The 15,467-nt window shown below is 38.2% G+C and carries 15 protein-coding genes; 11 read left to right on the forward strand and 4 right to left on the reverse strand.

The genetic code is table 11. The features are described from left to right. Positions 1 to 82 precede the first annotated feature (82 nt). Positions 83 to 1,120, reverse strand: coding sequence for an NAD-dependent epimerase/dehydratase family protein (locus tag QF028_RS10520; RefSeq protein WP_429465200.1), 1,038 nt, complete (start codon positions 1,118 to 1,120; stop codon positions 83 to 85). 183 nt (positions 1,121 to 1,303) lie between these two features. Between QF028_RS10520 and mtnA the strand changes: the two genes are divergently transcribed. The 8 genes from mtnA (at position 1,304) to QF028_RS10560 (ending at position 7,208) form a co-directional block, all read left to right on the forward strand. Next, on the forward strand, positions 1,304 to 2,353 hold the full coding sequence (gene mtnA, locus QF028_RS10525) for an S-methyl-5-thioribose-1-phosphate isomerase (RefSeq protein WP_429465202.1): 1,050 nt from the start codon (positions 1,304 to 1,306) through the stop codon (positions 2,351 to 2,353). A 223-nt stretch (positions 2,354 to 2,576) separates the two neighbouring features. Then, entirely contained in the window at positions 2,577 to 3,113 is a 537-nt protein-coding gene (locus QF028_RS10530; protein WP_215004269.1) for a redoxin domain-containing protein, read from the forward strand. Between the two features lie 143 nt (positions 3,114 to 3,256). Then, a complete protein-coding gene (locus QF028_RS10535) occupies positions 3,257 to 3,388 on the forward strand; it encodes an FbpB family small basic protein (RefSeq protein WP_088087694.1) in 132 nt (43 codons plus the stop codon). Positions 3,389 to 3,455: 67 nt separating this feature from the next. Then, the gene (locus QF028_RS10540) at positions 3,456 to 3,599 is read left to right on the forward strand and encodes an acid-soluble spore protein N (RefSeq protein ID WP_098260605.1); all 144 of its coding nucleotides are present in this window, start codon (positions 3,456 to 3,458) and stop codon (positions 3,597 to 3,599) included. A 126-nt stretch (positions 3,600 to 3,725) separates the two neighbouring features. Then, positions 3,726 to 3,959, forward strand: a complete 234-nt coding sequence (gene tlp / locus QF028_RS10545) for a small acid-soluble spore protein Tlp (protein WP_373408494.1) — start codon at positions 3,726 to 3,728, stop codon at positions 3,957 to 3,959. Positions 3,960 to 4,061: 102 nt separating this feature from the next. After that, positions 4,062 to 6,383 (forward strand): AAA family ATPase, encoded by a 2,322-nt coding sequence (locus tag QF028_RS10550; RefSeq protein ID WP_429465205.1) that lies wholly within the window; start codon positions 4,062 to 4,064, stop codon positions 6,381 to 6,383. Between the two features lie 27 nt (positions 6,384 to 6,410). Next, a complete protein-coding gene (locus QF028_RS10555) occupies positions 6,411 to 6,842 on the forward strand; it encodes an acyl-CoA thioesterase (protein ID WP_215013420.1) in 432 nt (143 codons plus the stop codon). Positions 6,843 to 6,890: 48 nt separating this feature from the next. After that, the gene (locus QF028_RS10560) at positions 6,891 to 7,208 is read left to right on the forward strand and encodes a hypothetical protein (protein ID WP_429465207.1); all 318 of its coding nucleotides are present in this window, start codon (positions 6,891 to 6,893) and stop codon (positions 7,206 to 7,208) included. A gap of 48 nt (positions 7,209 to 7,256) precedes the next feature. On the opposite strand, the gene QF028_RS10565 is transcribed toward QF028_RS10560, so the two are convergent. The 3 genes from QF028_RS10565 to plsY all read right to left on the reverse strand — a co-directional run bounded on the left by QF028_RS10565 (position 7,257) and on the right by plsY (position 9,978). After that, positions 7,257 to 8,048: a CPBP family intramembrane glutamic endopeptidase gene (locus tag QF028_RS10565; protein ID WP_429465209.1), complete on the reverse strand. Its 792-nt coding sequence runs from the start codon at positions 8,046 to 8,048 to the stop codon at positions 7,257 to 7,259. A 47-nt stretch (positions 8,049 to 8,095) separates the two neighbouring features. Further along, positions 8,096 to 9,247, reverse strand: a complete 1,152-nt coding sequence (locus tag QF028_RS10570) for a CapA family protein (RefSeq protein WP_429465211.1) — start codon at positions 9,245 to 9,247, stop codon at positions 8,096 to 8,098. A gap of 131 nt (positions 9,248 to 9,378) precedes the next feature. Next, complete coding sequence (gene plsY / locus QF028_RS10575; protein ID WP_168244062.1) at positions 9,379 to 9,978, reverse strand: glycerol-3-phosphate 1-O-acyltransferase PlsY; 600 nt, start codon at positions 9,976 to 9,978, stop codon at positions 9,379 to 9,381. A gap of 365 nt (positions 9,979 to 10,343) precedes the next feature. Between plsY and QF028_RS10580 the strand changes: the two genes are divergently transcribed. From QF028_RS10580 to parC, 3 genes are all read left to right on the forward strand, one after another. After that, complete coding sequence (locus QF028_RS10580; protein ID WP_215004287.1) at positions 10,344 to 10,760, forward strand: CoA-binding protein; 417 nt, start codon at positions 10,344 to 10,346, stop codon at positions 10,758 to 10,760. Between the two features lie 288 nt (positions 10,761 to 11,048). Further along, entirely contained in the window at positions 11,049 to 13,028 is a 1,980-nt protein-coding gene (gene parE, locus QF028_RS10585) for a DNA topoisomerase IV subunit B (RefSeq protein WP_429465214.1), read from the forward strand. Continuing rightward, complete coding sequence (gene parC, locus QF028_RS10590; RefSeq protein ID WP_429465216.1) at positions 13,025 to 15,463, forward strand: DNA topoisomerase IV subunit A; 2,439 nt, start codon at positions 13,025 to 13,027, stop codon at positions 15,461 to 15,463. The genes parE and parC overlap by 4 nt, the downstream gene beginning before the upstream one ends. Positions 15,464 to 15,467: the final 4 nt, after the last annotated feature.

Here is a 15,467-nt window from a genome sequence, read left to right on the forward strand (position 1 = left end):
CTGCTCTCTTTTGTTGTTTTCCCCCGATAATTGATGGTTTATTTGTGAAAAAATCGGATATATTTGCGAATCCAAAAGTTGATTATTTTTTATCTAATATGGTAAGCAGTTCTTTCTCTTTTTCCGCTCGTATCCCCGATTTCCACTCATATTCCGTCAAATGGCGAGTTTTCTCCCACTCATAAATATCAGCGATACTTTCCTCAAGCTTTCTAAAAGAAAGTCCACTCTGAATCGCTTTATCCACGTTGATGGAGAAAGCACCTTTCCAAGGCTCTTTAGTCTCAGGTGATAATGGATAATTCTCTGGTACCCAGAGAGGCATCTCTGTCCAAGGGGCCACTTTTTGATCCAAAAGGAATTTCTCATCTGCCCAAACCACTTCTGCATTTGAATCAGTCACTTTGATACATGCGTCGATAAACTCTTTCATCGTTAGAGAATAATCAGGCCCTGTTGCATTAAAGGTTCCTGTGGAATCCTGCTCTTCCATATCGAGGATCCAATTCGAAAGGTCTTTATTGTCAATCACCTGCACACGTCGATGAGGGCTCCCGGGCACCATAACCTTGCCGCCTTTTGCTATTCTGTTAATCCAATAGGGAACACGGTCGGTATAATCATTCGGCCCAATTAACTGACCCGCACGAACGTTTAACACTCGTCCAGGCAAATTTTTTTCAGCAATCTGCTCACATAACGCTTTAAAATGTCCATAATATTCATAAACCGGCTCGTCTGAATCCATTGAAAGTTTATTAGCTTCCTCAAGTGACATTTCTAAAACAGAGTAGCTTTCATCTAAATTTTCTGGAACCCAGTCTTGGTAAACGGATATACTCGAGATGAATGTATAATGTTTTACGCGATCCTTCAATAAATTGGTTGTATTTTGGACCGTATATGGAATAAATCCGCTTGTATCCAAAACAACATCCCAGTGTCGGTTTTGAAGCGCTTTCAAATTACCAAACCGATTCCCAGTAAGGACTTCAACGTCTTTTATTCCTGGATTTTGAATTCCGCGATTAAAAATCGTCACTTCATGATTTCGCCTCAAAGCCTCTTCCACAAATGTTCTCCCCAAAAAGCGACTTCCACCTAAAACAAGAATCTTCAAAAGAATCCCCTCCAGTCTTGTTTTTATTTTAACAAATTTTCGCGCAATTTAGTTAATATTTAAGAATTCCATCTTATAAAAATGAAAGTATTGCATATGTCATGGATATTGTTAAAATTACATAGGTAGAAGTTGAAATTTAATACATAATAGAGGTTATTTAAGCAGAAGGGATGTTTCTCCATGGAAAACACATACTTACAATCCGTTTCTTATGAAAACGGAGTCCTTAAAATACTTGATCAAACCAAAATTCCAAATATAACAGAATTTCTTGAAACGACTAAAATTGAAGATGCCTGGGATGCAATAAAACAATTAAAAGTCCGTGGTGCCCCAGCGATTGGAATCGCGGCAGCATATGGTTTAGTGCTTGGTATAAAAGATGCACCTGAAAATTCCTTTGAAGATTTTTATGCTCATTTTAAAAAGCAATCCGATTATTTGGCCACTTCACGACCTACCGCAGTTAACCTATTTTGGGCACTAAAACGAATGAATGACAGAGCCTTAAAAGAAAAAGAATTACCGATCCATCAAATCAAAGAAGCACTAGAAAATGAAGCACATACTATTCGCAATGAAGATGAAGAAGTTTGCCGTACGATCGGGGAGAATGCATTAAACCTTTTAAAGGATGGGATGGGAGTTCTCACACACTGCAATGCGGGCGGCATCGCTACAGCAAGATATGGAACAGCCCTTTCTCCGCTTTATTTAGCAAAAGAAAAAGGCTGGGATATAAAGGTGTTTGCGGATGAAACAAGGCCGCTTTTACAAGGTGCTCGTTTGACAGCTTGGGAACTTATGCAAGCTGGCATTGATGTCACCCTAATCACAGACAATATGGCAGCAATGGTCATGCAAAAAGGCTGGGTTGACGCTGTTATCGTCGGTTGTGATCGCGTAGCGGCAAATGGTGATGTCGCCAACAAGATTGGAACATACGGCGTGGCATTATTAGCGAAGGCCCATAATATTCCGTTTTACGTAGCGGCACCGCTCTCTACCATTGATTTAGAAACTAAGACAGGTGCTTATATCCCAATCGAGGAGAGGGATGCCTCCGAAATAACTGAAGGATTTGGAAAAAGGACAGCCCCTGAAGGTGTAAAAGTATTTAACCCAGCATTTGATGTCACTCCTAATGACTTAGTCACAGCAATAATAACCGAAAAGGGTATAATAAAAGGAAATTATCAGGAAGAGCTAATTAGACTTGTTCAATCCTAAAAAACGGCAATCAGGATGCCCATGATTACGGAAATATTATCGAGTGATCTTAATCCAATTGTTGAAATAGTCACGAAAAATATTTTAGCTGAAATGGGAAACATCTATAAAAACATGTAATCTTTGTGAATTGTCACAGTTTCGGCATATCCAAGTTTTGTTTCACCTAAGTTTATAGTGTAAAATCGAAGTAGCAGAGTATGAAGTAAAGGAGGATTCGGGGATGATTAAAAAAGTAATTGCTGCTGTAATATTAGTTACATTACTTACAGTAGCGATTGTTCAGGCAATGGATAAAAAAACAGAAACTCCCGAAACTACAAGTCAAACAACAGCTGGTAATGAAGGACTCGCTATAGGAGCAAAGGCACCTGATTTTGAACTTAAAACATTAACAGGTGAGACCGTGAAACTCTCCAATTTAAAAGGAAAAAAAGTTATGCTTAACTTTTGGGCAACATGGTGTCCGCCTTGTAAAGCAGAAATGCCAGCTATGGAGCAATTTTCTAAGCAAATGGAAAAGGATATCGTAATTTTAGCGGTTAACATTGATCCACAATTAGATGTCCAAGGATTTGTTGATGAAAATAAAATTACTTTTCCAATCCCTCTTGATGCCGATGATAAAGTAAATGAAAATTATCAAGTACTTTCCATTCCAACTACGTATTTTATTGATAGTAAAGGGATGATCCAGAATAAATATGTCGGTGGAATGAAACTTGAAGATATGAAAGATTTTACAAATAAACTAAAATAAACAAAAGACGTTGGATTACTCCAGCGTTTTTTTCTTTTATAATAAATATTTAAAAAACGATATAATTTTCAAAAAGTTGTAATAATTGCAACCGTTTCCGGGCATAATAACTGTTACAATATGAAATAAGGACGGTGATACCGATGAGAAAACCTAGAAAACGCTCGTTTGCAGAGCTTGTATCTGAAAATAAATCACAACTTTTAAAAGATCGTGCTGCAATTGAAAAAATCGAACAACGCTTGGAAGAAAAACGTCTCGGTAAAGCAGAATAACTAAAAAAGATTACCAATTATGTTTTCCAACCTTATGGAGAAAATGAAAGTAAGGAGGGATCATGACATGGGTAATCCGAAAAAAGATAGCAAACATTTTGTACCTAGCCATACTGGCACACAACCCCGAGGGTTTAATGGGAATAAGGGGAAGAAAATGAATGATACATCAGGGCAGCATGCCCAAGTAATTCAAACAAAAGGTGAATAGGTATAGATTATAAGACTCAATGGGCGAAAGCCTATGGGTCTTTTTTGTCATTAAAAAATTTTTTTAGTTTAATTTTTGGAGTCAGTAACAAACTATATTTGTACCAATTACACCATAGGAGGAATTATGATGGCCTATAATAACAAACCGAATCCAGATGATCGCAGCGATAACGTTGAAAAGCTTCAAGCCATGATTCAAAATACGGAAAATAATATCGAAGCAGCTGAAGAATCTTTAGCATTAACAGACAGTGAGACACAACGTCAGGAAATTGAAGCAAAGAATGAACGCCGACGTGAAAGCATCGACTCCTTCCGTTCAGAAATTAAGGATGAGGCGCATAATCAAGAAAGCTAAAAAAGTGGGAGACCTGTTCATTATGGACAGGTCTTTTTGTTTAGGTATGGAGCGACTGTTATGGTAAAATAGAAAGGAAATTTTGAAAAAGAAGTGATAACCTTGAGACAACTAGTAAATCAAATTACAATACATGATAAATTAAAGCAATGGGAAATTGAATTGAACGAAAACGGGTCCATTTCAAATGAAAGTGCATTACTTTCCGCTCTTACGTACGAATCCAATCCCGTCATCCTATCAAAGTTATTAACACTTGCTGCTTTGTCACGGATTGGTCGAAATAAAAAGGATAAAATGGCAGCGGTATGGCTTGAAAGAGCGCTTAAACTCTTTCCTGATAATCAAGCCGCAAAAGAATATATGCTGCAATCGGATTGGAAAAAGATGGAGGGGTTACTTTCGCAGCTTACCTTTCCTGCAATGAGAGAAACAGATAATCGAACAGCCAAAAAGAAAACAGCGGAACAATACATAGAAGTGTGTCAGAACTTTTTAACGGATGCCGATGAGATTCACCAGGTTTTAGAAACGAAAAGAGAGCTTTCCTCAACATTAGAAAATAAGGATTTATTCCAAAAACATCAGCTTCTTTCCGGGTTGTTGTCTTCTGCTATAGACGAAACAGGAAACTTATTAAAGGCAGCTGAGGAGTACGATCAATCGATTACAGGTGTTTTCCATACTTCCACCTATTATGATGACTTGAAATTGCACTTATCTAATTTAGAGGAAATTAAAGCTAGTTGGCAAAGGGAATTTATTGAAGAAGAAACTGAGAGTCTTCCTGATCGAATCAATGCCTTGGATCAACTGAATGAAATGATTGGGATGGAGTTTGTTAAAAATCGGATCAATGATTTTTACCGATTTTTAAAGTACCAAAAGCAGCGGAAGGAGCTCGGTTTTCAAATAAAGGACGAATTGAGCTTGAACATGATCTTAACCGGTAATCCGGGTACAGGAAAAACAACACTTGCCAGGTTACTTGCGAAAATTTATCACGAATTAGGTGTCTTGCCTCGTGAGGAAGTAATTGAGACGGATCGTTCGCAGCTTGTCGGTTCATTTGTCGGCCAAACAGAAGAAAACGTCCGAACGGTTGTCGAGCGCTCTATTGGCGGGGTGTTATTTATTGATGAGGCCTATAGTCTAAAACGTGAGGGGCAAACAGGCAACGATTATGGTCAAGCGGCGATTGATACACTGGTTTCGCTTATGACAGGAAATGAATATGGCGGGAAATTCGCGGTCATTATGGCAGGCTATCCCGAGGAAATGCGCTCCTTTTTAGACGCAAACCCAGGTTTACGCAGTCGTTTTCCTCAGTCCAATCTCATTCATTTGCCAAATTATTCGAATGAAGAGTTAATAAGCATTGCAGAACATGTGGCATCAGATAATGATTACTTCCTTAGCGAAGATGCAAAAATCGAAATCAATCATCGTCTCGATCGTGAACGGGTGGATGATTCCTTTGGAAATGCTAGAACAGTCCGCAATATTGTCTTAGATGCGATTTTTAAAAAGGGCTCTGACAAGGAAGTAAATGATGATAACATCTTAGATTATATGTTATTGAATAAAGAAGACTTTCTTTTAGACAAAGAGGAAAGTGTAGAGTCTCCTTATGAACAATTGGATCGACTAATTGGGTTAGACGCCTTAAAGGTTGAGATGCGGTCCCTTTTCAAGTTTGTAAAAATGCAGCAGTACCGGATGAAAAAAGGGCTGCCGCCCGTACCTATTCAGCTTCATGCTGTTTTCACCGGAAATCCTGGTACAGGAAAAACAACCGTAGCTAAGATTTATGCGGAGCTTTTAAAGGAATGTGGCATTTTAAAACGTGGGCATCTTATCGTAGCAAGCAGGGCAGATTTTGTAGCCGGATATGTAGGTCAAACGGCAGGGAAAACAAAGAAAAAAATTAGGGAAGCGCTCGGTGGTGTCTTATTTATTGACGAGGCCTATTCCCTTTTCAGTTCGACAACAGGTGATTTTGGTAAAGAGGTCATAGATACACTTGTTGATGAAATGACCAAGCATAATGAAAACCTAGTCGTTGTCTTGGCAGGTTACCCACATGAAATGGACTTGCTCCTAGAAAGCAATCCTGGTCTTCGCTCCCGCTTTAAAAAGTTCTTTTTATTTCCTGATTATTCACCAGAGGAACTGCTTGAAATCATGGCGGTCTATGCTAATAGTTTTCAATACCACCTAACAGGGGAAGCAAAAGTGCTGTTACTACAAAAGATGGATGAAGAATCCTTCAAAGGGAATGGCCGTTTTGCAACAAACATGGTGGATGAAATGATTCAAGCACAAGCCTCAAGATTAATGGATGTTGCAGATGATGAAGATCTTTTTGAAAAGTCCCTGCTGCTTGAGGTAGCAGATGTAATAAAGGCAATCAATAAAATGTAAAATATGATCACGAAAGGGTCGTGACCCGTGGAAAATTTATTTATTTCGACTAGAGAAATTCAGCTCTATTATGCTGATACAGATATGATGGGTGTTATTTACCATGCTAATTATCTAAAGTTTTTTGAACTTGGCAGAACAGGATTAATTGAAGATATTGGATACAATTATCTTGCCATGGAGGAGTCAGGCTATTTTGCTCCTGTTTATGACGTTCAAGTGACCTACAAAAAACCGTTACGCTATGGTGATAAAGGGTTTGTAAAAACATGGGTAGAATTAAATAATGGCATCAAAACTGTTTATGGATATACGATTGTAAATGGCGATGATGAAATATGTGCAGAAGGAAAAACAACCCATATTATTGTTAAAAAGGATAATTTTAGACCGTCTTCATTCAAAAAGGCATTTCCTGAATGGTATTTAAAATATGAGGAAATTAAGAAAAAGGACTAAAATTGTTACTTTTATCGACGAAATAATTTATTCATTGAGGTGTCTTGATTGGCCTTTGGAATTAAAAAACAGCAAATAAGCGAATGGAAAAGAAAAATTGACAACGGAGAAATTGCGTTTTTAACCCATTATTGGCTTGATGATCGCTTTCCAGGTTCAAATACAGTCACTAAGGTGGGCTGCAATGACCTTGTAAAATTAGCAGTTTGGGGCCAAAAACATGGGTTAAGGAAAGAATGGATCCATCATCGGAAGGATGGTTATTCGCATTTTGATTTAATAGGTGAGCGACAAAGAGAAATTTTACATAAAGAAGGTTTGTTTGAACATATATGGCAAAAAGAAATCCGTCCACTTGAAGAGTAACCACTCTAAAAGTGCGGATTTCTTTTTAGATTAGGAATTTCGGCAAATTTAAACGGGAATCCTACCCCATCCGGATACTATTAATAGGATCGTGATCAAGGTATGAACAATGAAAGCTGGAATGATACTTTTAGATGATAACGTAAATAATCCAAATATTAATCCTAGAAAAATATAAAGAATTGATATTAAGATTGAAAATCCAAACATGGTCGTATGTAAGCCAAAAGCAATGCTGGTGACGATCAAACCTAATCGTTGATTGGTGATCGTAATCAGTTTATAAAGAAGTATTCCGCGCCACAAAACCTCTTCTAGCAATGCATTGATGATCGAAAACAATAAAATGAATAGCAAAGGATGCCATTGCACTTCATCTTTTTTTATCAAAAGTATCCCAATAATAGCTAGTATTGAAAGAAGGCAAAGGATAAGAAAAAATTTTCTTAACGAAAAAGTGATGTTAAAAGGGAGTTGAATTTCTCCTGATAGCATAGGTTTTTTTAAAAATGGACTAATTTCTAGTTTAAATTTCTTAATAACATAGCTAATAATAATGATTGGAATTAATAATAACAATTGACTAGACATGACAAGCGAATAAGGTGATAAACGAAAACTTTCTATGAAGTTATCCATATACACTAGCAATAGATTACCTAAAAAAAATGATACGACTATCCAGGCAAATAAGCGTTTCTCTTCCTTAAAAAAAGCAACTAATAATAATAAAGTAATCAGAAAAACAAAAAAAGGAGTGTAGTAACCTCTTGCAAAAAAATAGGTCATGGTTAAAAATAACAGACTTAACAAGATACCTTGTCGATTAATACCTTCCATCCGCTTAGTTCCACCTACCTTTCTTTTATGAGTAAAAAGGCCCCGCTTTAGCGGAGCCATTGTTGCATATGTGTTTGAATTTCTTTAAATTTCGCATTAGCATTTCGAAAACCAAATGATCCTGCTTTCTCTAATGGAACCACACGGAAATTATGATTCTTTTTACTTGCGACATAGGTTGGGTAAAAAGCCGGGTTAGAAAAATCAATGGTTGTTCCTTTTTCTGATACATGTTTTGTAATATCAATGGTGGTTAAACCGCCAATATCTTTATAGTCGCCATGTTGGGCGGAAATAAAATTCCCTAATGAATAAATGACAAACGTTCGTTTGCCTTCTGCTGTTTTTATCCATTCCATTGGCTGCAGGACATGGGGATGAGAGCCAAAGATGATGTCGACTCCTTCATTAGCAAGAAATTTTGCAAGGTCTTTTTGTTCTTTTGTCGGCATTCGCTTGTACTCATTACCCCAATGAATGCTCATGACCACTACATCTGATTGCTTTTTGGCGCGATGAATTTCTTCTTTCATCGATTCGCGATTAATCAGGTTGACGAGAAAATCTTTTCCGTCTGGTACGGGGATTCCGTTCGTTCCGTAGGTATAGGAGAGAAAAGCAAGCTTAATCCCATTTTTATTTAGTATCCTCAAATTTTGGCGGTCCTTTTCATCAAGGAAGCTTCCCACATGTGGCAGTCCAATACTTTCTAAATAAGCGGCTTCCGACTTAATCCCTTTTTCACCTTTATCTAACGTGTGATTATTCGCTGTTGATAAGATATCGACCCCTGTCTGGACGAGTGCATCTGCTAGCTCGTATGGGCTATTGAACCTTGGATAACCGGAAAGACCCAGTGCTTGTCCTCCTAACATACTTTCTTGATTAGCCGTTAAAACGTCTGGCTTTTCTAATAGAGGTTTCACATTTTCAAACATAGGTTCAAAATGATAGGAAGTTCCATTAAAGGCATCTTTATAGATTTTGTCGTGAATCAGTACATCCCCTATGGCACCAAGGGTTACTTTTTCTGTCATCTCGCGATTGATCATTAGTAAAGAACGAGGTTTATGCTCTTTTGAAGGATAAACTTTTTCGTCTTCCTCTGAATGTTGACTTTGTTGAATTAAGAGATAAGACGCTAATCCGACACATGCAACAATAATTAAAACTGAAGGTATAATAGCATTCCGCTTCATAAATTACTCCTTAAAGGCGCTTGTTTTTTATGTAATCCCTTTTTTAGACTGTTAGTTATACTATATTATATTCTTGTATAATTTTAAAACTATTTAATAAATTAAAAAGGAACCGCTATAGGTTCCTTTAATTATAACCATTTAATTTTCGGTTCCGTTTTATTAATAATTCTTTTAATATTTGCTCGGTGCCGGTATATCACAAACGATGCTAGTAGAAATACTACGATGAGCAATGGGATGTCCCATTCACGAATAATACCAGTAACAATGGCAAAAAGAACAGCTGTAATTCCTGCGATCATCGAGGATAAAGAAACATATTTTGATAGGTATAAGCTGATAAAAAAGATAACGAGGACTGTGATAAACATATACGGTGCGTAGAACAATACGACACCACCTGAAGTAGCAACGGCTTTTCCGCCACGAAACCCAGCAAAAATCGGATAGGTATGACCGATAACAGCCAATACCCCAGCCAGTAATGGATTCACATCGACATGAAAAAGATAGGGCAGGGATGCTGCAAGTGTCCCTTTCAATATATCAGCAAGTGTCACCGCCATTCCCGCCTTAACACCGAGTGTCCGAAACGTATTTGTTCCGCCTAAATTTCCGCTCCCATGCTGGCGAATATCTGTTTTATAAAATACTTTTCCGATAATTAAACCAGAGGGGATTGAACCTAGTAAATACGCAAGAACCAAAACTAAAATAATTTGAACCATTAACAAATTCTCCTTCAACAAAAAGATCCAGTCCTTCTATTTTACCATGTAATATAGAAAAAACACCACGCTTTTCCTTTTCTGTCCAAAGTAAGTACAAATAGAGTCAATTTTATTACAAAAAAAAGGAGAATTTTCAAACCCTTTGTTAATCCATTGAAAGCAAAGTATAGAGACAATATAATTTAAATAAAATCATATAAAACATGTAAAAACCGGCCGACGATACAAGTTAAACCGAAACTTTTAACCAGTTAAATAATATTTTATGCAGCCTCTTCTACCAGGGGTTTTTCTGTTAAGAACTTTTTATTATGTATTTTTTGAAAATATAGGTAAAATAATGAGAAAAGGGAGTGAGACATATGAGCATTGAAAATCCAAGTCGTAATGAAATTGGGACAATTTTAAAAAAGGCAAAAAGAATCGCAGTTGTTGGTTTGAGTGATAATCCTGAACGAACATCCTATCAAGTTTCAGCTGCTATGCAAAAAGCGGGTTATGACATTATTCCAGTGAATCCTACTGTCGATCAGGTTCTTGGTGTCAAGGCAGTTGCATCTCTGAAAGATATTGAAGGACATGTAGACATTGTTAATGTTTTTCGCAGGTCAGAACAATTGTTCGATGTAGCCAAAGAATTTGATGAGATTGATGCCGATGTATATTGGGCGCAGCTTGGACTAGAAAATGATGAGGCGTATGAGTTTTTAAAAAACAAGGGCTATACGGTTATTATGAACCGCTGCATTAAAGTCGAACATGCGTTAACAAAAGCATAATGTTTACCATAAAACTGCTAATTATTAGCAGTTTTTTTCTTTCAATCCCCCAAAAAACGCTAGATAGTATTATTACAAAAATATGTTGTTTCAAATTACGTATTTGCCAAATTAAAATAAATCGCTACAATATAGCATAGACGCCGCAAGATTTATGATAAAATAAGAAGCGGCAAACATTGGTTCTATTTTAAAATATAAAAAGATAATAAAAAGATGACTAATCAATTAGTTCATGAAGCAATTAGAAGGATACTTCTTTTTGTAGGGAATGAAAGGGGTATTTTAGTGGCAAGGAATCAGCAAGCTTTTGATTATAATGATGATGCCATACAGGTACTTGAAGGTCTAGAGGCGGTTCGAAAGCGTCCAGGAATGTACATTGGCAGCACCGATTCACGCGGTCTTCATCACCTCGTTTATGAGATTGTCGACAATTCGGTCGATGAAGCACTTGGAGGATTTGGTGATCAAATCATTGTAAAAATACACAAAGATAATTCAATTAGTGTTAATGACCGAGGGCGCGGCATGCCTACGGGTATGCACAAAATGGGGAAACCGACACCAGAGGTTATTTTAACAGTGCTTCATGCCGGCGGAAAGTTCGGCCAAGGCGGATATAAAACAAGCGGCGGTTTGCATGGTGTTGGTGCATCGGTAGTTAATGCATTATCTGAATGGTTAACTGTCACGATTAAAAGGGACGGTTTCGTATATGAACAGCGCTTTGAAAATGGCGGAAAGCCAGCAACCACTCTCGAAAAAATCGGCAAAACCAATCAAACAGGAACAACGATTCATTTTAAGCCAGATCCGACCATTTTTTCGACGACTACTTACAATTTCGAAACATTATGTGAGAGGTTACGAGAGTCAGCCTTCTTGCTAAAAGGATTGAAAATCGATATTATCGATGATCGTAATGATTTCCATGAAGTCTTTCATTATGAGAATGGGATTGAAGCCTTCGTTGCTTATTTAAACGAAGAAAAGGATGTCCTTCATCCGGTTATCAGCTTAGAAGGATCTCAGCATGGAATAGAAGTGGATTTTGCGTTTCAATTTAATGATGGCTATTCCGAAAATGTCCTCTCCTTTGTCAATAATGTCCGCACAAGAGATGGCGGTACCCATGAAGCAGGGGCAAAAACAGCAATGACCAGGGTATTTAACGATTATGCCCGCAAGGTTTCATTCTTAAAAGATAAAGACAAAAACCTTGATGGTGCAGATATCCGCGAAGGTTTATCGGCAATAATCTCCGTTCGAATCCCGGAAGAACTACTTCAGTTCGAAGGACAAACAAAGGGGAAATTAGGAACTAGTGAAGCTAGGTCAGCAGTCGATGCTGTTGTTTCTGAACATCTCTCCTACTTTCTTGAAGAGAACCCTGATATTAGCTCCCTTCTTATCAAAAAATCGATTAAAGCCTATCAAGCTCGAGAGGCTGCTAGAAAAGCGCGTGAGGATGCTAGGAGCGGTAAAAAACGTAAACGTTCGGATGCCGTTTTGTCTGGTAAACTAACACCTGCCCAATCACGTAATCCGCAAAGAAATGAACTATACCTGGTGGAGGGTGATTCCGCGGGAGGTTCCGCAAAACAAGGGCGTGACCGCCGCTTTCAAGCCGTACTTCCACTTAGAGGTAAAGTAATCAATACGGAAAAAGCGAAACTCTCTGACATTTTTAAAAATGAAGAAATCAATACGATCATCCATGCAATTGGCGGTGGGGTCGGTACGGATTTTAATGTAGAAGATATCAACTATGATAAAATTGTCATTATGACGGATGCTGATACCGATGGAGCACATATTCAGGTCTTATTACTTACCTTCTTTTATCGATATATGAAGCCGCTGCTAGAAGCAGGCAAAGTGTTTATTGCCCTCCCGCCGCTTTATAAAGTGAGTAAAGGGTCAGGCAAAAAGGAAATTATCGAATATGCTTGGAGTGATGATGAGCTCCAGGGTGCCCTGAAAAAAGTGGGCAGAGGCTATATTATTCAGCGTTATAAAGGACTTGGCGAAATGAATGCCGACCAGCTATGGGATACAACAATGGATCCAGAAACACGGACATTGATTCGTGTAAAAATCGATGATGTTGCACGAGCAGAACGCCGCGTTACAACCCTTATGGGCGACAAGGTTGAGCCGCGCCGTAAGTGGATAGAAAGTAATGTAGCATTTGGTTTAGAAGAAGATGACACTATTTTAGAAAATGAAAATATTACGGTCTCCGAGGAGGATTCTGAAGGATGAGTACAAATGAAAAATTCCGTGACTTGCCTCTAGAAGATGTAATTGGTGATCGTTTTGGCAGATATAGTAAGTACATCATTCAAGAACGTGCCCTTCCGGATGCACGTGACGGCCTAAAGCCTGTACAGCGAAGAATTCTTTATGCGATGCATGTGGAAGGAAATACGTACGATAAAGGCTTTCGAAAATCAGCAAAAACCGTTGGTAATGTCATCGGTAACTACCACCCACACGGTGATACCTCTGTTTATGAGGCAATGGTGCGGATGAGTCAGGACTGGAAGGTTAGAAACGTTCTCGTTCAAATGCACGGAAACAACGGTAGCGTTGATGGTGATCCGCCGGCAGCTATGCGTTATACTGAAGCAAGGCTTTCAGCGATTGCTGCTGAATTAATGCGTGATATCGAAAAAAATACCGTTGAATTTATTCCAAACTTTGATGATACATCGAAAGAACCAACCGTCTTGCCAGCTATGTTCCCGAACCTTCTTGTCAATGGATCGACAGGAATTTCAGCAGGTTATGCAACCGATATTCCCCCGCATCACCTTGGAGAAATCATTGACGGGGTAATCAAGAGAATGGATCAACCGGATGTATCTGTAGACGAACTGATGACCATCATCAAAGGGCCAGATTTCCCTACAGGCGGTATCATTCAAGGGATTGATGGGATTAGAAAAGCCTATGAAACTGGTAAAGGGAAAATTATCGTCCGGAGCAAAGCAGAAATAGAAGAGGTTCGTGGCGGTAAGCAGCAAATTGTCATTACCGAAATACCATATGAAGTCAATAAAGCCAATCTTGTTAAAAAAATGGATGAATTCCGACTCGATCGAAAAGTAGAAGGAATTTCAGAGATCCGCGATGAAACGGACCGAACTGGCTTAAGAATTGTTATTGATTTAAAAAAAGATGCCGACGCAGAAGGTGTCTTGAACTATTTATACAAAAATAGTGATCTTCAAGTAACCTACAATTTTAATATGGTTGCCATCTATAAAAAACGTCCAAAATTAATGGGACTAAGAGAAATGCTGGACGCTTATATCGAACACCAAAAAGAAGTTGTTACAAGAAGGTCGCAATATGACCTTAATAAAGCGAAAGAGCGTCAGCATATCGTTGAAGGATTAATGAAAGCTTTATCCATCCTTGATGAAGTAATTGCCACCATCCGTGCATCCAAGGATAAACGCGATGCGAAAGATAATTTGATGGCAAAGTATGGTTTCACAGAGATGCAAGCTGAAGCAATCGTTTCCTTACAGCTTTATCGCTTAACAAACACCGATATCACTGCACTGAGGCAGGAAGCGGAAGAATTAGCGAAGAAAATTGACGAGCTTACTAGTATTTTAGCAAGTGAGAAAACTCTTTTCTCTGTCATAAAAAAAGAATTAAAAGATGTGAAGAAACGTTTTGCAGATGCGCGTCGTTCTAAGATTGAAGCTGAAATCGAAGAATTGAAAATCAATCTTGAAGTTACCGTCCCTAGCGAAGACGTGATTGTAACGATCACAAAACAAGGGTATGTAAAACGGACGAGCCCACGTTCATATGCAGCTTCCAATGGCCAAGATTTAGCGATGAAAGATTCAGACCGTTTGTTAGCTCAGCTAGAAATGAATACAAAGGATGTCCTTCTCCTCTTCACGAATAAAGGAAATTATTTATTCTGCCCTGTTCATGAGCTTCCGGATATCCGTTGGAAAGACCTTGGACAGCATGTCGCGAATATTATTCCAATTGAACGTGATGAAGAGATTATCCAAGCGATTCCGGTGAAAGACTTTGAGGCAAATCTATTCCTTGTCTTTGTCACGAAAAATGGCATGGTCAAGAAAACAGAGCTTAAACAATATAAAGCACAGCGATATTCTAAACCGCTTGTTGGCATCAACCTTAAGGATGATGATCAAGTTACTGATGTTCATATAACAGATGGAACGAAAGAATTATTCTTAATCACCCACTTAGGTTACTCCTTATGGTTTCATGAAGAAGAAATCAGTATTGTCGGTGCACGTGCTGCCGGAGTTAAAGGGATGAATTTAAAGGAAAACGATTATGTCATTGGCGGAAAAATCATTCATCCAGATAGTAATGAAACAATCGTTATTGCGACGCAGCGTGGAGCTGTGAAGAGGATGAAAATGAAAGAGTTTGAAAAAGCAACTCGAGCCAAACGCGGGGTTGTCATTTTAAGAGAGCTTAAATCAAATCCACACCGAATCACCGGATTTGTTATTGCTAATGAGCAGGATATTATTTATCTCCAAACGGAAAAAGGACATATCGAAACACTTCATACAGTAGATATTCACTTCAGTGACCGTTATTCGAATGGCTCGTTTATACTTGATGAGGATGATAACGGCAAGGTAACCACTGTTTGGAAAGTAGCAGCAACTGAAAAACCAAATGAATAAATTT

The organism is Neobacillus sp. B4I6 (genome assembly GCF_050434045.1).
Lineage (GTDB): Bacteria > Bacillota > Bacilli > Bacillales > Cytobacillaceae > Neobacillus.

Bases quoted from the DNA above. Each gene is read 5' to 3' on its own strand.
- mtnA (WP_429465202.1), top strand. From the start codon at position 1,304: ATGGAAAACACATACTTACAATCCGTTTCTTATGAAAACGGAGTCCTT.
- QF028_RS10530 (WP_215004269.1), top strand. From the start codon at position 2,577: ATGATTAAAAAAGTAATTGCTGCTGTAATATTAGTTACATTACTTACA.
- QF028_RS10535 (WP_088087694.1), top strand. From the start codon at position 3,257: ATGAGAAAACCTAGAAAACGCTCGTTTGCAGAGCTTGTATCTGAAAAT.
- QF028_RS10540 (WP_098260605.1), top strand. From the start codon at position 3,456: ATGGGTAATCCGAAAAAAGATAGCAAACATTTTGTACCTAGCCATACT.
- tlp (WP_373408494.1), top strand. From the start codon at position 3,726: ATGATGGCCTATAATAACAAACCGAATCCAGATGATCGCAGCGATAAC.
- QF028_RS10565 (WP_429465209.1), bottom strand. From the start codon at position 8,048: ATGGAAGGTATTAATCGACAAGGTATCTTGTTAAGTCTGTTATTTTTA.
- QF028_RS10570 (WP_429465211.1), bottom strand. From the start codon at position 9,247: ATGAAGCGGAATGCTATTATACCTTCAGTTTTAATTATTGTTGCATGT.
- plsY (WP_168244062.1), bottom strand. From the start codon at position 9,978: ATGGTTCAAATTATTTTAGTTTTGGTTCTTGCGTATTTACTAGGTTCA.
- QF028_RS10580 (WP_215004287.1), top strand. From the start codon at position 10,344: ATGAGCATTGAAAATCCAAGTCGTAATGAAATTGGGACAATTTTAAAA.
- parC (WP_429465216.1), top strand. From the start codon at position 13,025: ATGAGTACAAATGAAAAATTCCGTGACTTGCCTCTAGAAGATGTAATT.